Consider the following 17603-nt stretch of genomic DNA (forward strand, 5'->3'; position numbering starts at 1 on the left):
GCGCGCGCGCCCTCCTTAGCCTGCTGATTATTCAGGCGCTTTTACACTGGCGATACGGCACAAGGCGCTCTATACTCCAGCCACCGATTAACCTGCAACCAATAAAAGGAGACTTACTATGCTGACGTGTGAATTGTTTTTTCACTCACACTTCTTTGGTAATCGTCGCCGCTCAAGCATTACCGGTATCGTGCTGCGATAACCCAGCTTGAGCGAAGCTTACTAAAATCCAGGATCTTCCCTCCGGCTTACCGGGTTGTCGTCAGCGATGTTTGACGATAGGCATTGTCATGCCTGTAACTCTTGAGTAAGCAATGAGCACACTACTGTCTGCACAATCTGTCGGTTACGACAACGCGTTCGGCGTCCTGCTGAGCGAGATTTCCTTCACCCTGAAAAAAGGCGATCGCATCGGTTTGATCGGCGACAACGGCTGCGGCAAAAGCACCCTGCTGCAACTGCTCAGCGGCGCCCTGCCCATCCACAGCGGAACGGTGACATTGTCACAACAGTGCCTGATGGCGCGCATCGAACAACACCTGCCGCCCGAGCTGCACGCCAGCACTCTGCTGGATGCGGTGCTGGCGCGGCTTCCGGCGAGCCAACACCTCAGCGAACGCTGGCGCTGTGAAGCGCTGCTCGCCGAGCTGGGGTTTGAGCCGGCGAGCTGGACGTTGACCGCCGGCACCCTTAGCGGCGGCCAGCACACCCGCCTGCTGCTGGCGCGCGCGCTGATCCGTCAGCCCGATCTGCTGCTGCTCGACGAGCCCAGCAACCACCTGGATCTGCCCACGCTGCTGTGGCTGGAGCAGTTCTTGCGCAGCTGGAACGGCAGCTTCGTGCTGGTGTCGCACGATCGCTATCTGCTCGATCAGGTGACCAACTGTACCTGGATCCTGCGCGACAAAACGCTGCAGTTTTTCCGCTTGCCCTGCTCCGCCGCGCGTCAGGCGCTGGCGGAACAGGACGCTGCGGACGAGCACCGCCGTCGGGCCGAGCAAAAAGAGATAGACCGGGTGGAAAAAAGCGCCAAACGTCTGGCGACCTGGGGCAAGGTCTATGACAACGAAGATCTGGCACGCAAAGCCAAGCAAATGGAAAAGCGCGTCGATCGGTTGAAGGAAGAACAGACCACCCTGACCGCCGGCAGCCCGTGGCGGCTGCGACTGCAGGGAGAGGCGCTGGACGCCGATCGCCTGCTGGCGCTGCCGCAATGGGCCGTGCGCCCGGCGCCGGAGGCGCCGGTGCTGTTCAGCCTGGCACATCTGCGGGTGAAAAGCGGCGATCGCATCGCCATCGTCGGGCGCAACGGCTGCGGCAAATCGTCGCTGCTGCGCTTGCTGTGGCAGGCGTATCAGCAGCCCACGGAACGCCCGGCGCTCTTCCACCCGCGCGTGCGCATCGGCTATTACGATCAGAGCCTGCAACAGCTGCGCGATGAAGACACGTTGAGCGAAGCGCTGGCGCAGTTTGCGCCGCTGACCGAGGAACAGCGGAAAATGGCGCTGATCGGCGCCGGTTTCCCTTACCTGCGCCATCATCAGCAGATCCGTTCGCTGAGCGGCGGCGAGCGTTCGCGGCTGCTGTTCGTCGGCCTGACGCTGGCCAACCATTCGCTGCTGCTGCTGGACGAGCCCACCAACCACCTGGATATGGCGGGCAAAGAAGAGTTGGCGGAAACGCTGCGCCAGTTCGCCGGCGCCGTCATGTTGGTCACCCATGACCGGATGCTGATCGAACAGAGCTGCAACCGCTTTTGGCTGATCGACCAGCAAAAACTGGAGGAGTGGCACGATCTGGCGCCGGTGTATCAGCGCCTGGCGGGCGAAGCGCCGGCGCTGCCGACGGCGGGCAAGGCCAACGCAGACTGTCCGACGCCGCACGAACGACTGGAAGACGAAGAAGCGCTGTTGGCCGCGCTGTTGGCCCTAGAAAGCAAACTGGAGGACGACCTGGCGCGCAAGCCGAAGCACCAGAAACCGGCGCTGCAGGCGCGCTGGCGCCGCGAGATTGCCGACATCACCGCCCGGTTGAATCTGGGCTAACCCCACAGGCCGCCGAACGGCGGCCTGTTTATTGATGTATTGATGGAAAGCCGCTTGTCGCTTTCCCTTGGTTCGCACGGCATCCCGATTGCTGGTCACTGTCGGCCAGCCAGGATAATCCGCGCGGGCGGCGATACCGGCCGTGGCTTTGCGTATGCAGCAAAGCGCCAGGATCACGTTCTCTTTCGTTATTCGGTAATGGCAGGCGGCGAATATCGCCAGGCCAAAAGAAACGCGGTGATAGCCGCTTCGGCCATCTGTTGCAACTGTTCCGGCGTCGGCCACTGGTCGGATAACAGAGCCGCCGGCAACGGATACCCCATCACCGCGCCCAGAAATGCCATAGCCTGAGGCTGCGCATCAGCAAATTGGACTTGCCCATGTTGCCGCGCCTGTTCCAACATTTTCACAAATGCCTGCAGCACCCGTCCGGCATTGCGTTCACGCAACGTGGCGTACAACTCAGGTTTCTGCAACAGCAGTTGCACCATCAGCCGCTGAAAATGCACGTTATCAACGCTGAAAAAATGCGCCTGCACCACCGAAGCGAAACGCGCCAGCACCTGCGGTAAATCCATACTCTCCTGAGCCAAAATGGCGGCGATCGGCGGCTGCATCTTCTCGATAAGATGGTTGAACGTCTCCAGCACCAGGGCGTCTTTGCTCGGGAAGTGATTATATAAGGTTTGACGGGTGGTTCCCGCCTCGTTGGCTATCTCGTCCAACGAGATATCCAAGCCCTGCTGCAAAAACAGAACGCAGGCGGTTTCCAGTATCCGTGGCCTGGCCTTCATCGGCCGTCCCGGTTGGCGGTTGATCATGCTCTCTCTCCAGCCCAGAGGCTCATTTTCGCGCCTTAAGTCGTGCCAACCCTTGTTTGGTCAGAACAAAAAACAACGGTACGAACAATAATGTCAGCAGTGTGCCAGAAATCATGCCGCCGATCACCGCAATCCCGATTTCGCGCCGGCTGGCGGCCCCGGCACCGACAGAAAGCGCCAGGGGGATCACACCCGCGACAAACGCCAATGAGGTCATCACGATGGGCCGCAGACGCAGTCGCGCCCCTTCCAGGGTCGCCTGCAACAAAGCGGATCCCGCTTTGAGCCGTGTTTCAACAAACTCGACGATCAGGATAGCGTTTTTCGCCGACAGACCAATCGTCGCCAACATTCCCACCTGGAAGTAAATATCGTTTTCATACCCCGCAAGGCGCGCAGCGACAACGGCTCCGATAATCCCGAGGGGAATGATCAGCATTACGGACAATGGTATAGACCAACTCTCGTACAGCGCGGCCAGGCAGAGGAAAATGAACAACACCGAAGCCAGATATACCAGCAATGTTTGCCCGGCGGCCAATTGCTCCTGATATGAGAGCCCGCTCCACTCAAGGCGGTAACCGTCTACACCGCCGATAATGCTCTGCATACGCGCCATCGCGGTGCCGGAGCTTTCGCCCTCGGCTGCCGTCCCCTGTAACTGCGTGGCCGACAGCCCGTTAAAGCGCTGCAGCATTTGTGGCCCTGAGAGCCAACGCGTAGTCGCGAAGCTGGCAAAGGACGCCATGCTGCCGCTTTCACCACGTACGAACCAATTATCGATATCATCCGGCGCCGATCGCCAGGCCGCGTCCCCCTGCATGTAGACCCGCTTTACGCGGCCGCGATCGATAAAATCGTTAATATAAGCGCCCCCCCAGGCGGCAGAAAGCGTGTTGGTGATGTCAGCCTGCTGCAGCCCTTGTGCGCTGGCCTTTTGCTGATCGATATCGACCTGCAATTGTGCTTTATCTTCGAGGCCATTGATGCGCACCGCCGTTAACAACGGATCTTCGGCAGCGGCGGCGATCACTTGCCTCTGCGCAGCTTGCAGTGCGTCATGCCCAACGCCGTTTTGATCCTGTAACCACAGTTCAAATCCACTGGACTGCCCCAATCCGCGCACCGCCGGCGGCGACAACACATTGATCTGCGCGTCGCGATAGCTTTTGAAATGGCGATTGGCGCGGCTAATAATCGCCAGCGCGTTATTCTCATTACCGCTGCGCAGCGACCAATGTTTAAGTTCGGCAAACGCCATGCCGACATTCTGACCACTGCCGGCGTTATTGCGCCCGACAACCATGAAGATCACATTCAGGTTGTCCCGTTCGGCGGTCATGAAATAGTCGGCGATAGCGTCAGCAGTCTGTTGCGTTCTGGCCATCGGAGCGCCTGGCGGCAGAGAAAACTGGACCATTACCGAGCCCTGATCCTCGACTGGGAGAAAACCGGTAGGCATCCGCAGATATTGCCAGATCATGAAACCGACCAGCAGCAGCGCCAACATGCAAAAACGCCCTTTGCGCGCCATCACATGGTTCAATCCCAACCCATAACGCCGCTGTCCGTATTCCACCAGGCGGTTAAAGCCGCGAAAAAAATGGCTGCGCGGCCGCTGCACCGACGGTTTTAGCAAACCGGCGCACAATGCCGGCGTCAAGGTCAACGCCACCAACACCGACAGCACCATCGCAGCGACGAGCGTGATGGAAAACTGTCGGTAGATTATGCCGGTTGAACCGCCGAAAAATGCCATCGGAACAAATACCGCCGAAAGTACCAGCGCGATGCCGATCAGCGCACCATTGATCTCCCGCATCGAATGCAACGTCGCCTCGCGCGGCGGCAATTGCGCTTCCTCCATCACGCGCTCAACGTTCTCAACCACCACTATCGCGTCATCCACCAACAGGCCGATCGCGAGCACCATGGCGAACAGTGTCAAGGTGTTTACGCTGTAACCCAACAGCGCCAAAATGCCGAAAGTGCCGAGCAGCACTACGGGTACCGTAATGGCGGGGATCAATGTGGCGCGCCAATTTTGCAAAAACAGATACATCACCACAATCACTAGCGCGATCGCTTCCAACAAGGTTTGCACGACGCCTTCAATGGACACCAGTACGAACGGCGTGCTGTCACGCGGATAAGCCACCTGCAGCCCCGGCGGAAACTGCGGCGCCATGCGCTCCACTTCAGCCCGCACCCGTTCGGCAACCTCCAGCGCATTGGCGCCGGAGGCCAGTTGAATCGATATGCCGGCCGCTGGGTACCCGTTGAGGCGCGTTTGGTTTTGATAGTTTTCCGCACCGATCTCCACGCGCGCAACATCGCGCAAATACACCGCCGAACCGTCGGTATTGGTGCGCAGAATAATATTCTCAAACTGCTCCGGCGTTTCCAGCCGCGATTGCGTGGTCACGGTCGCGTTCAACGCCTGGCCATCCATCGTAGGCAATGCGCCGATCTCACCGCTGGTGACCTGGGCATTTTGCGCTTCTATCGCGGCTTGCACGTCAGATGGCATCAGGCCATAACCGCTCAACTTGATCGGATTGAGCCAAACGCGCATCGCATATTGAGCGCCAAATACCGTCGTCTCCCCGACGCCATCCACCCGGCTCAGCGGATCTTGCAGCGAACTGACCAGAAAATCATTGATATCAACGCTGTCCATGCGGCCTTGCGTGTCGTACAGGGCGACTACCATTAGGCTATCGCCCTGCGATTTTGTCACCGTGATCCCTTGCTGCTGCACTTCTTGCGGCAATCGCGACGTTGCCTGATTGACCGCATTTTGCACTTGAACCTGAGCAATGTCCGGGTCGGTTTGTTGTTCGAAGCTAAGGCTGATGCGAGCCTGACCCGCCGAACTGCTGGTTGATGAGAAATACAACAGGCCATCGATCCCTTTAATTTGCTGTTCGATAATCTGAGTTACGCTGTCCTCTACCGTTTTGGCCGAAGCGCCAGGGTAATTGGCGGTCACCGTGACGCCAGGTGGGGCGATGTCGGGATATTGCTCAACCGGCAATGTCCAGAGCGCCAGTGCGCCCGCCGCCATAATGCAGATGGCCAGCACGGCCGCAAATACCGGTCGAAAGACAAAAAAATGCGCTAGCATGCCTGACTCCTCTGATTATCTCGCTTACGGATGCTTTGATGATGCATTTAATGACGCCAATTACTTTACAGTAAAGTAAATAAATTAAATCAAACCTGAAATCAAGCAGGAATCAACACCGTATTGTCATCTGACTATGGCACCCTGCACGCTAAACTTTGTTCGGAACATTGCCGCCATGACTTCACTTTCCCCACGGGACATCGAGGCGCGCTACCGCTTCGCGCGTGAGATCGCCCGCGCCGCCGCCGATCTCGCCTTCAGCTTTTATCAACGGCGGCAAACCCTGGCCATCGACTTCAAACAGGGGCTGCAGGACGTGGTCAGCGAGGCCGATCGCCGCGTCGAAGCGCTAATCCGCCGCATGATCAGCCGCCGTTTTCCCCAGGATGGGTTTCTCGGCGAGGAAAGCGGCAGCGCCGGCGAGAATGCCGCCTGCATTTGGGTCGTCGATCCGATTGACGGCACCGCCTGCTTCCTGAACGGATTGCATACCTGGTGTATCGCGATAGGCGTGGTGATCGACGGCGAGCCGACGATAGGCGTGGTCTACGATCCCAACCACCGCGAGATGTTCCGCGCCTGTCGCGGCGGCGGCGCCTTTCTCAATGGGGAGCCGATCGCTGTGCATGCCGGGCGCAGCGTCGCGGATGGCGTGATGGGCGTCGGGATTTCCCCGCGCGCCTCGGCGGCGGAATTCAGCGGCTTTCTCTGTCGCCTGCTGCAGGCGGGCGGGATGTTCGTGCGCAGCGGCTCCGGCGCGTTGATGACCGCCCAGGTGGCCGCCGGGCGGCTGCTGGGCTATTACGAACCGCATATGAACGCCTGGGACAGCCTGCCTGGGTGGGTGCTGACGCGCGAAGCCGGCGGCGTGGCGAATGACTTTATGCACAACGACGGGCTGCGGCGCGGCAACCCGCTGCTGCTGGCCAACGCGGCGCTCTACCCGCAGTTGGCCGAGCTGATTCATATGCCGGGCTTGATCGGCTCGACGTGCCCTATCGCGCGCGTGATGGCCGGATAAAGCGCGCGCAGCCGGCGCTCGACCCGATCGACCGCATCGTGCGCGGCGGCGATGGTCACCGCCGGCGACACCCGGCAGTGGAAGTTGACGATGATGCCGCCGTCGCTCTTGCGCGCGCGGACGTTGTGTACGTCCTGCACGTTCTCCCCTCGCTCCAGCGCCGACTGCAGGATCCGCCGAATATCGGCCAGCTCCGTCGCCTCGACATCCTCGCTGGTCAGCCAGTGCGGCGTCTGCGGCTCCAGGTGCGTCTCTATCTCGGTGTCTTCACCGATCGCCTGGCGCAGGATCCCCTCTATCTCCGTGGCGATGTCATGCGCCTGCGCCACGCTGGCGTTGGCCGGCACCGCCAAATCCATGCCGATCGCCATGCGCGTCGGCAGCTGCTGCAAGGTCACATTCTGTACCTGCGCGCCGTGGTTGGCGGCGATCGCCCGAATGCGCGTCGCCATGTCTTCATCGCTGCGGGTCTGCGGCACCGCGATGACGGTGAATTCCGCCCTGGCGTAGTGCTCCCGCAGTCGCTCGACGATCTCTCGCTTCAGCGCGTCGATGCGCTCCAGCGGCAAGGTGCGGCACACCGCCACCGTGATCTCGACGAACAGCACCGCGCCGGCATTGCGAATGCGCACGCTGTCGCAGGCCAGCACCGCCGGAAAACTTGCCAGCGTGGCGCGGATAGCCTCAGTAGCCCCGGCCGGCGCGGCATCCATCAGTGAATCGAAGGAGCGTTTACCCAGTTTGATCGCGGCGACAAAGATAAAGCCGGCGACGATCAGCGCGGCGATGGCGTCCGCGCGGCCAAAGCCCAGCAGCACAAACACCATGCCCAGCAGCACCACGCCGGACGAAAGCATGTCGGAGAAGAAATGCAGCGCATCCGCTTCCAGCGCCGCGCTGTCGGTCGCTTTGGCGACGCGGTTGAGCGCCCGCACGCGGAAGAAATCGACGCAGATGGAAATCAGCAGCACCGCGATCACCACCGGCGCGGCGACGATCTCATGCGGCTGCCCGAGCAGGCTGCTGCCCGCCTCATAGACAATCCAACCGGCGGCGCCCAGCAACAGCAGCACCTCGAACAGCGCCGCCAGGTTTTCCACCTTGCCGTGGCCGAAGTGGTGATCGTCATCGGCGGGCTTATCGCTGATGCGCACCGCCAGCCAGGTGATGCTGGTGGCGATAAAATCGGTGAAAGAGTGGATCCCTTCGGATATCAGGCCAATACTGCCGGTAAAAATGCCGGCGACAAATTTGCCCGTGGCCAGTAACCCGCTGGCGATCATCGAGTTTCTGGCCACGGCCTGTTTTTCATTCTGCATTATGCTGCTCACATTCGGACGGTGATTTATTTTTTTATTTTAGAGGATAATTGCCAGACAACGGCGATCAGCAGCATACTGCCAGAGAATGTCAGCATGAGGCTAGTAAGAAAATTGGATTTTCCGGTGGAATAAAAATAAATCTCATTAACGCCAACCGAGATCATTAAAATGGCGTAGAGCAATCCCAGAATAAGAATCGTCATTATTATCAACTCCCGTATCAGGCCGCGCGTTCGGCGCGCCGCTAAAAATCCTCCCCATAATAAATAACGGTTACGGGGAGGATGCATCTAGGCGGATCTTTTGCGTTCATCAATCATCCCATTTGGTGCTCATATAGGCCGCCAACAGGCCCAGTGAGCTGATCATTGCCAGGAATCCCATAAAAATAGTCATGTTTCCCATTGTTTTTTCCTCAGGTTAAATGTTATCGATAAAATCCCCTCGCGTTAAATATCGGGGTTGGTCGGTATCCATATTTTTTAACGTCCTCCTCTTTTTTGTCACACTCCCGCCCTTTTAGAGCGGGAACCATTTAAATCCCCAAAACGTACTGGGCAATTTTGAAATAAATAATCAGGCCGGTGCCGTCGATAAAGGTGGCGATAAACGGCGCCGACACCACCGCCGGATCGATGCCGAGCCGTTTCAACAGCATCGGAATGATCGACGAGACAATCGCGCTCCACACGGTGATCGCCACCAGCGACAGGCTGACCACCAGCGTCACCTCCATGCCGACGCCCATGATCCAGGCGCGCACCCAGGCCGCCAGGCCAATGGTGACGGCGATCAGCAGCGAGGTCGTGACCTCTTTGCGGATCACCGCGCCAAGATTGCGCAGGCTGACCTCGCCCAGCGCCATGGCGCGCACCAGCGTCGAGGTGATCTGGGTGCCGCTGTTGCCGCCGGTGCCGATCAGCAGCGGGATAAAGAACGCCAGCGCGATCGCCGCTTCGAGTTGCTCTTCAAACGCCTTGAGCACGTTGCCGGTGTAAGCCTCGGCGACGAACAGCATCAGCAGCCACACCGAGCGTTTGCGCCACAGCGCCCACGGGCTGGTCTCCAGATAAGGCTTGTCCAGCGGCAGGCTCGCGCCCTGGCGCTGCGCGTCTTCGGTGTTTTCAGCCTCGACCAGCCGGGCGATCTCTCGCTCCCCCAGCACGCCGACCAGCGTGTTGTTCGCCACGACCGGCACCACGTCCAGGCCGCCCTTGCCGAGCAGATGCGCCACGTCGTTGCGATCGTCGTCGGGTGAAACCTGAAAATAGCTGTGATCCATCATCACGCCGACCGCTTTATCCTGCTCGTCGCACTGCAGCAGTTTTTTCACCGACAGTGTGCCGCGCAGATGATAATCGTCCGCGGTAATAAATACCCGGGTGGGAATTTCATCCGTTTTAAGCTGTGAAAGTAAATATTCCCGGGCATGATTGACCGTCATCGTCGCGGGAACGGTAATAAAATCGGCGTTCATATAGCCGGCGACCGATGTCTCGTCGAGAGTTTCAGTCGCGCTCAGCGCCGGAGAAGAATAGTGTTGATGTGACTTTATCATTTTGTCAGTCCCTATTTCTGTTTTGAACTTCAACAGCGAATCGCATAGGGGCGTAACCACAGAGGGGGAGTGCAGACTGCCTATCTCCGCGTCCAGGTTTTAGCACTATACAACGTATCCGAATTGTTGCTCGGAAGTTACTTTGGGCTGAACCTTAATCCGATAAAGCCTGTCTTAACCTTGGGCATCTCTCGATGTCGTCAGATCAGTAACCTGTGTTTGTATAGGAGCCTCGCCAAACGAGATACTGCATATAAACTACCGGCGCAGTATAGGCGGTGTTTTATCCGGCGGGAAGAAAAGATTGCCCGTCGTTTATGGAGTATTTAGGATAATGTTATTAAACACGAATCTATAAAAACGGCTGATATAAATCAGCCGCTTTTATATTTCTCAGTGCTCGAGAAGGTAGACGTTTTTATCGTACAAGGCGCCCTGGCGGGTAAAGTCGATCCCCTTCACGTAAGGTTTAATGAGCGTGGCGTTGGCCTCGTAGTACACCGGCGCCACCGGCGTATCGGCGGCCAGCACCGCCTCGGCCTGCTGGAAGTATTGCTGCACCTGCTGCGGCGTCTGCGCCGCCGTCGCCTGGTGCAGAATGCGGTCATAGTCCGGGTTATGGTATTTGGCGCTGTTCTCGCTGCTGTCGGAACGGAACACGTTCAGAAAAGTAGACGGATCGTTATAGTCCGCCAGCCAGCGGGTAAAGGCCACGCCGTACTGCCCGCGGTTGATATTATCCAGCGTCACTTTACGCTCCTGGCTTTGCAAGCGGGCTTCTACCCCAAGGTTCTTTTTCCACATGGCGGCGGCGGCGATGACGATCTTCTTGATGGTGGCGTCGTTGCTGTACAGCACGGTAAAGCGCAGCGGATTCTCGGCGTTGAAACCGGCCTGCGCCAGCAACTGCTTCGCCTGGGCGTGCCGCTGTTCCGGCGTCCAGCCGGCCGCAGCGCCGGGCGGCAGGCTATAGCCACCCGCCCCCGTTGGGGTAAAGGTCCAGGCCGGCTGTTGGCCGTATCCCAGCACCTTGCCGGCGATAATCTCTTTGTCGAGCGCCAGATTCAGCGCCTGGCGCACCCGCAGGTCGTTAAATGGCGCCTGGCGATTGTTGAAGGCGAAGTAACTGGTGGAGAGCAGCGGATAGGTCACCAGCTGTTGCTCGCCGAGCGTTTTTTTCAGCTGCTGATACAGCTCCGGCGGCGTGGTATACCCCAACTCAACCTCACCGGCGCGAAAACGCGCCACTTCCGGGAACCCCTGTATCGGTAAGAACGTCACCTTGTTGAGCACGGTGTTGGCGTTGTCCCAATACTGCGGATTGCGCTCCACCACCACCTTTTCGTTCACCACCCACTGGCTGAGGCGAAATGCGCCGTTGCCGACAAAATGCGCCGGTTGAGTCCAGTTCTTGCCGTACCGCTCCACCACCTTGCGGTTAACCGGCAAGACCGGAAAATGCACCAGCTGCTTGAGCAAGTAGGAGTTGGGCTCCGACAGCGTCACTTGCAGGGTGTGCGCGTCCAGCGCCTTGACGCCCAGCTCGCTCGGCGGTTTGCTGCCGGCGTTGATCGCCGCGGCATTCAGCACGTAGGCCGAAGCCAGATAGCTGCCGTACGGCGACGCGGTTTTCGGATCGGTGAGGCGCCGCCAGCTGTAGACAAAATCGTCGGCGGTCACCGGATCGCCGTTCGACCATTTGGCCTGCGGCCGCAGATGGAAGATCCAGACGTTGCCCTGATGCTCCCATTTCTGCGCCAGCGCCGGGACCGCTTCGCCGTCTTTACCGACGCGCAGCAGCCCTTCGAACAGATCGTTAAAGATGTAGAACTCCACATTGCTCTCGGCCAGGTTCGGATCCAGCGTCGCCGGTTCATACCCGTTGGCACGCACCAATTCCTGTACCGGCGCCAGTTTAGCGCCCGCTGGCACCTCGGCCGCCTGAGCGATCGCCACGTTAAAAGCCAGGAGGATTAAACCAGCCAATTTACTGCCATTAAATGAATATTTCACGTCGATATCCCTGATTAGTGTTTTATCGCGTTCAATATGCAATGAGGCAGTGGAATAAATTAAATCATTAATCGCTATGAGTCATAACCAAAAGCGGTGTTGAATTTCTTTCATTATCAAAGAAATATCCCTCACCGCGCTTTTCGCTTTCAAACACAATGTGCGTTGCCGTCCTCTACTTGATGTTCACGGTCGTGATACCAAACAGCGGCAGGCCTTTAACCGGCTCTGGGCCGGGTTCCCCCCACACCATTAAGGATTTACCGCTCGCCTGTGCCTGGATCGCCAGATTCACCAGCAATTTCGGATAGGGTTCATTAGCCGCTACCGACAGCGGAAACACGTTTTCGTATAATCCTCCATCGATCGCCATCTCCACATGCACGCAATCATTAGCTACATCGATGACCACGATAGGATTGGTATAAAACGGTCCATTAGACATAGGTACCTCTCTCACGATTTCTTATTGAATATGATTCGTCATTCGCGTTGACAGCCCGTGTTATTAATACCTGAACGAAACGCTGAAGAACGATATGAAAAGACTGAAGAAAAAGAACGCCAATCGATAACAAGACGTCAACATTGCAACAGCTTAATTGCCATTACAGCGTTGACAAGGAACTGATGTAAGTCAAATGTAAATCCACACTTACCCGTCACCTCCATGAATACACTGAGAATATTTACAAAAAAAGATAATGACAAAACAATTCAATATAAATCAACGAGATGAAATATAATAACCACTTAATCCATATTAATTAATTGGTTGCAAGAAAAGGTTAACACCAAAATAATAGACAGAAGAAATCAGTAGCATTTCAATTTAAAAATAACATTAAAAACCCCTCTTGATATCTCCATAACACCTAACTACCTTTAAATGGCTTCGAGATATACATGAAGCCACCGCCGGTTATAAAACCAATAACTGGCGAATGATTGAATCAAAAATAATTACCGAAAGAGCAAACAGGAAATATAAAAACTTGCCGTGAGGATAGGATGCAACGGTCTGCTTGCCATACCGTTTTCCTTCGAGGGCAATGACTATTTCCATTCAGATGCAATTACCTGTCTGGTGGTTAACCGGATTCAGCGTGATATGCACTTCAGACTGACTCAGCAAAAATCACAGGAGTTTACCTATGCCTTCATTGCAAGATATTACGCCTGAACAGGCTAACACATTGAATAAACAATCACGTGACGCCTATAACGCGGAAGTGCAGAGCCGACAGGCGCTGCTCAACCAACATCCGCAATTGAAACCGGCGTTCAACCAGCAAGTGCATCCGCAATCCTTGTGTGGATGCGGGTGCCAACAAAATATCTGCGGCTACTTCAGCTTCCAGGGTTGTGGATGCGGGTGTGGTTGCGCGCCACATGCGGAGACCGTGCAAATTTCCGCACAGCTCGCCAATATTGGTCCCAATGCCCCATCAAGCGGTACATCGGTGCGTTTTATCGGCCAGGCCACCGGCACCGGCTCAGACGGTAACATCAACATCCCGACAATCTATTTGCAAGGCACCGTGCCCGATGCCGAAAATCTGATCGGCGTTCCGTTAACCCTGCAATTGGCCATCAACCCCGGTTCGATCGTCCTGACGCTGCTGGAGAATGGTCGGGTGCTGACCTCTTTGGTTCATCCGCCGCAGTACGCAGGCAGCATCAACGGGCAATTCTTTGGCGTCGGCAACGGTGAGTTTGTGCCGGCGTGACAAGAAGCAAGCCTGACGGGCGGCCGCCTGCGATGGCAGGTTGGCCGCTCACTGTGAGATAACATGTCCCAATTCTATTCAGGCAATCAATACAGATTATTCCAGCCGAAACTTAACTTATCCTTAAGGCAATTCATTTTGTGAGCGATCGTCAAAAATAATTTAATACGAATCGTTTTCACTATCATTATTGATGTTCTTGGCTAAAATCGGCCTGCTTGCGCTTGCCAGGCGATATTCGTTTTCCTCATTCGAACGCTAAAAAGGATAACTGCATGAAGCTGCGTATTTCATCTCTCGGCCCCGTCGCCCTGCTCGCCTCCTCGATGATGCTGGCCTTCGGCGCTCAGGCGGCCTCCGCCGACCAGGGCATCGTCATTTACAACGCCCAACATGAAAACCTGGTGAAATCCTGGGTCGATGGGTTTACCAAAGACACCGGCATCAAGGTCACGCTGCGCAACGGCGGCGACAGCGAGCTGGGCAATCAGTTGGTGCAGGAAGGCAGCGCTTCGCCTGCCGACGTGTTCCTGACGGAAAACTCCCCGGCGATGGTGTTGGTGGATAACGCCAAGCTATTCGCCCCGCTGGACGCCGCGACGCTGGCCCAGGTGGAACCGCAGTATCGCCCAAGCCACGGCCGCTGGACCGGCATCGCCGCCCGCTCGACCGTGTTCGTCTACAACCCGGCTAAACTGACCGACGCGCAGTTGCCGAAGTCGCTGCTGGATCTGGCCAAGCCGGAATGGAAAGGCCGCTGGGCCGCCTCGCCGTCGGGCGCCGATTTCCAGGCGATCGTCAGCGCGCTGCTGGCGCTGAAAGGTGAAAAAGCAACGCTGGAGTGGCTGAAAGCGATGAAAACCAACTTCACCGCCTATAAGGGCAACAGCACGGTGATGAAAGCGGTCAATGCCGGCCAGGTCGACAGCGGCGTGATCTATCACTACTACCCGTTCGTAGACGGCGCAAAAACCGGCGAAAACAGCAATAACATCAAGCTGTATTACTTCAAACATCAGGATCCGGGCGCGTTCGTCAGCATCTCCGGCGGCGGCGTGCTGGCTTCCAGCAAGCATCAACAGCAGGCGCAGGCGTTCATCAAGTGGATCACCGGCAAACAGGGCCAGGAGATCCTGCGCACCAACAACGCTTTCGAATACGCCGTCGGCGTCGGCGCGGCCTCCAACCCGAAACTGGTGCCGCTGAAAGATCTGGACGCGCCGAAAGTAGACGCTGCGCAGCTGAACGGTAAAAAAGTGGTCGAACTGATGACCGAGGCGGGTCTGCTGTAAGGCAGGCCGGCAAACCGAGAGTTTTTGATCGTTATGTCAAACCTGAGTACCCACGCCGCGCAGACCGCGCGGCGTTATTCTATTGCCCCCCGTCACCCGCGGCCGGGGGCGATCGTGGTGGCCACCGCCGTGTTGCTGTCGCTGCTGGCGCTGCTGCCGCTGGGATTCGTTATCGGCGTGGCGTTTGAAACCGGCTGGCAAACGGTCAAAGCTCTGGTTTTCCGCCCGCGCGTGGCGGAACTGCTGTTGAACACCCTGCTGTTGGTGGTGTTGACGCTGCCGATCTGCGCCGTGCTGGGCGTAGCCCTGGCCTGGTTGACCGAGCGCACTACGCTGCCGGGCCGCCGCCTCTGGGCGGTACTGGCCACCGCGCCGCTGGCGGTGCCGGCCTTTGTGCAAAGCTATGCCTGGATCAGCCTGGTGCCGTCGATGCACGGCCTGGGCGCCGGGGTCTTCATCTCGGTGCTCGCCTATTTCCCGTTCATTTACCTACCGGCCGCCGCCGTGCTGCGCCGTCTGGATCCCGGCATCGAAGACGTCGCCACCTCGCTCGGTTCCCGGCCGCCGGCGGTGTTTTTTCGCGTGGTGCTGCCGCAGCTGAAGCTGGCGGTCTGGGGCGGTTCGTTGCTGATCGCATTGCACCTGCTGGCGGAGTATGGCCTGTATGCCATGATCCGCTTCGATACCTTCACCACCGCGATCTTCGATCAGTTCCAGTCGACCTTCAACGGCCCGGCGGCCAACATGCTGGCCGGCGTATTGGTGCTGTGCTGCCTCGGGCTGCTGTTGCTTGAGGCTCTCAGCCGCGGCCGCGCGCGCTATGCCCGCGTTGGTTCCGGCAGCGCCCGCAGCCAAACGCCGCGTCGCCTTTCGCTGCCGCTCGCCGCGCTGGCGCTGCTGCTGCCGATTTCGCTGACCGCGCTGGCGCTGGGCGTACCTTTCATCACCCTGGCCCGCTGGCTGTGGCTGGGCGGATGGGAGGCGTGGCGCAACGCCGACCTGTGGCCTGCGCTGTGGCAAACGCTGTCGCTGTCCGCCGTCGGCGCGTTGCTGATCACGCTGTGCGCCATTCCGATGGCCTGGCTGTCGGTGCGCTATCCAGCCCGGCTGTACCGCGTGCTGGAAGGCTGTAACTACGTAACCAGCTCGCTGCCCGGCATCGTGGTGGCGTTGGCGCTGGTGACCATCACCATTCACAGCTTCCGGCCGATTTACCAAACCGAAATCACCCTGCTGCTGGCCTATTTGCTGATGTTTATGCCGCGGGCGCTGATCAATCTGCGTGCCGGCATCGCACAGGCGCCGGTGGAATTGGAAAACGTGGCGCGCAGCCTCGGCAAATCGCCGGCGCAGGCGCTGTGGAGCACCACCTTGCGACTGGCGGCGCCGGGTGCCGCGGCAGGCGCGGCGCTGGTGTTCCTGGCAATCGCCAATGAGTTGACCGCCACGCTGCTGCTGGCGCCGAACGGCACCCGCACGTTGGCCACCGGATTTTGGGCGCTGACCAGCGAGATAGACTATGTCGCCGCCGCGCCTTATGCGCTGATTATGGTGGCGCTGTCATTGCCGCTCACCTGGCTTCTTTATTCTCAATCTAAACGCACGGCGGGACTATGAGCACGCTCGAACTGCACGGTATCGAAAAATCTTATAACGCCATCAGGGTGCTGGAACGCATCGACCTGCAGGTTGCCGCCGGCAGCCGCACGGCGATCGTCGGCCCTTCCGGCTCCGGCAAAACCACCCTGCTGCGCATCATCGCCGGCTTTGAAATTCCCGACGGCGGCCAGATCCTGCTGCAGGGGCAAGCCATGGGCAACGGCGGCGGCTGGGTGCCGGCGCATCTGCGCGGCATCGGCTTCGTTCCGCAGGATGGCGCGCTGTTCCCGCACTTTACCGTCGCCGGCAACATCGGTTTTGGCCTTACAGGCAGCAAGCGTGAGAAACAGCGGCGCATCGAGGCGCTGATGGAGATGGTGGCGCTGGACCGCCGTCTGGCCGCTCTGTGGCCGCACGAGCTGTCCGGCGGGCAGCAACAGCGGGTCGCGCTGGCGCGTGCCCTGTCGCAGCAGCCCCGTTTGATGCTGCTGGACGAACCGTTCTCGGCGCTGGATACCGGCCTGCGCGCCGCCACCCGCAAAGCGGTCGCCGAACTGCTGACGGAGGCCAAGGTGGCGTCGATTCTTGTTACCCACGATCAGAGCGAAGCGCTGTCGTTCGCCGATCAGGTAGCGGTGATGCGCAACGGCCGGCTGGCGCAGGTGGGCGCGCCGCAAGATCTCTATCTGCGGCCGGTCGATGAGCCGACCGCCAGCTTCCTTGGCGAAACGCTGGTGTTGACCGCCGAACTGGCGCACGGCTGGGCCGACTGCGCATTGGGGCGCATCGCCGTCGACGATCGGCAACGCAGCGGCCCGGCGCGCATCATGCTGCGCCCGGAGCAGATTCAAATCGGTTTGTCAGATCCGGCGCAGCGCGGCCAGGCGGTGATCACCGGCATCGATTTCGCCGGCTTCGTCTCTACACTCAACCTGCAAATGGCCGCCGGCGGCGCGCAAATCGAGATCAAAACCGTCAGCCGCGAAGGCCTGCAGCCCGGTTCTCAGGTCAATCTCAACGTGATGGGCCAGGCGCATATTTTCGCCGGTTGACTCACTTAAGACCGGGCCAA

At 58.5% G+C, this 17603-nt stretch carries 14 protein-coding genes and 1 riboswitch; of the genes, 6 read left to right on the plus strand and 8 right to left on the minus strand.

All coding sequences use genetic code 11. The features are described from left to right. The first annotated feature begins 314 nt into the window (after window positions 1-314). Window positions 315-2045, plus strand: a complete 1731-nt coding sequence (locus ABTW55_RS24095) for an ABC-F family ATP-binding cassette domain-containing protein (protein WP_060421167.1) — start codon at window positions 315-317, stop codon at window positions 2043-2045. Between the two features lie 188 nt (window positions 2046-2233). Here ABTW55_RS24095 and ABTW55_RS24100 read toward each other — a convergent pair whose 3' ends face one another. After that, window positions 2234-2866, minus strand: coding sequence for a TetR/AcrR family transcriptional regulator (locus ABTW55_RS24100; RefSeq protein ID WP_033634603.1), 633 nt, complete (start codon window positions 2864-2866; stop codon window positions 2234-2236). A 22-nt stretch (window positions 2867-2888) separates the two neighbouring features. After that, window positions 2889-5993 (minus strand): efflux RND transporter permease subunit, encoded by a 3105-nt coding sequence (locus ABTW55_RS24105; protein ID WP_060431863.1) that lies wholly within the window; start codon window positions 5991-5993, stop codon window positions 2889-2891. A gap of 178 nt (window positions 5994-6171) precedes the next feature. Between ABTW55_RS24105 and ABTW55_RS24110 the strand changes: the two genes are divergently transcribed. Continuing rightward, window positions 6172-7017 (plus strand): inositol monophosphatase family protein, encoded by an 846-nt coding sequence (locus ABTW55_RS24110; protein ID WP_060421172.1) that lies wholly within the window; start codon window positions 6172-6174, stop codon window positions 7015-7017. On the opposite strand, the gene ABTW55_RS24115 is transcribed toward ABTW55_RS24110, so the two are convergent. The 6 genes from ABTW55_RS24115 to ABTW55_RS24140 all read right to left on the minus strand — a co-directional run bounded on the left by ABTW55_RS24115 (window position 6960) and on the right by ABTW55_RS24140 (window position 12355). Next, window positions 6960-8336: a cation diffusion facilitator family transporter gene (locus ABTW55_RS24115; protein ID WP_033653109.1), complete on the minus strand. Its 1377-nt coding sequence runs from the start codon at window positions 8334-8336 to the stop codon at window positions 6960-6962. The two genes, ABTW55_RS24110 and ABTW55_RS24115, sit on opposite strands and share 58 nt — an antisense overlap. Before the next feature lie 26 nt (window positions 8337-8362). Continuing rightward, window positions 8363-8542 carry a hypothetical protein gene (locus tag ABTW55_RS24120; RefSeq protein ID WP_033634607.1) on the minus strand — a complete coding sequence of 60 codons (180 nt, stop codon included), beginning with the start codon at window positions 8540-8542 and terminating at the stop codon, window positions 8363-8365. A 109-nt stretch (window positions 8543-8651) separates the two neighbouring features. Further along, window positions 8652-8744, minus strand: coding sequence for a protein MgtS (gene mgtS, locus ABTW55_RS24125; RefSeq protein WP_004938109.1), 93 nt, complete (start codon window positions 8742-8744; stop codon window positions 8652-8654). Between the two features lie 130 nt (window positions 8745-8874). Beyond that, window positions 8875-9897, minus strand: a complete 1023-nt coding sequence (locus tag ABTW55_RS24130) for a magnesium transporter (protein ID WP_033653108.1) — start codon at window positions 9895-9897, stop codon at window positions 8875-8877. 77 nt (window positions 9898-9974) lie between these two features. After that, a riboswitch (M-box (ykoK) riboswitch) is annotated at window positions 9975-10148 on the minus strand. 142 nt (window positions 10149-10290) lie between these two features. Beyond that, entirely contained in the window at window positions 10291-11910 is a 1620-nt protein-coding gene (locus ABTW55_RS24135) for an ABC transporter substrate-binding protein (protein WP_060421176.1), read from the minus strand. A gap of 175 nt (window positions 11911-12085) precedes the next feature. After that, on the minus strand, window positions 12086-12355 hold the full coding sequence (locus ABTW55_RS24140; RefSeq protein ID WP_033643162.1) for a hypothetical protein: 270 nt from the start codon (window positions 12353-12355) through the stop codon (window positions 12086-12088). Window positions 12356-13064: 709 nt separating this feature from the next. Here ABTW55_RS24140 and ABTW55_RS24145 point away from each other — a divergent pair. The 4 genes from ABTW55_RS24145 (at window position 13065) to ABTW55_RS24160 (ending at window position 17583) form a co-directional block, all read left to right on the plus strand. After that, window positions 13065-13640: a hypothetical protein gene (locus tag ABTW55_RS24145; RefSeq protein WP_033653105.1), complete on the plus strand. Its 576-nt coding sequence runs from the start codon at window positions 13065-13067 to the stop codon at window positions 13638-13640. 275 nt (window positions 13641-13915) lie between these two features. Beyond that, on the plus strand, window positions 13916-14932 hold the full coding sequence (locus tag ABTW55_RS24150; RefSeq protein WP_041035205.1) for an iron ABC transporter substrate-binding protein: 1017 nt from the start codon (window positions 13916-13918) through the stop codon (window positions 14930-14932). 33 nt (window positions 14933-14965) lie between these two features. After that, the gene (locus ABTW55_RS24155) at window positions 14966-16549 is read left to right on the plus strand and encodes an iron ABC transporter permease (RefSeq protein WP_060421183.1); all 1584 of its coding nucleotides are present in this window, start codon (window positions 14966-14968) and stop codon (window positions 16547-16549) included. Next, entirely contained in the window at window positions 16546-17583 is a 1038-nt protein-coding gene (locus ABTW55_RS24160) for an ABC transporter ATP-binding protein (protein WP_033653102.1), read from the plus strand. The genes ABTW55_RS24155 and ABTW55_RS24160 overlap by 4 nt, the downstream gene beginning before the upstream one ends. Window positions 17584-17603: the final 20 nt, after the last annotated feature.

The organism is Serratia sp. SM04 (genome assembly GCF_040280225.1).
Taxonomy (GTDB): Bacteria; Pseudomonadota; Gammaproteobacteria; order Enterobacterales; family Enterobacteriaceae; genus Serratia; species Serratia sarumanii.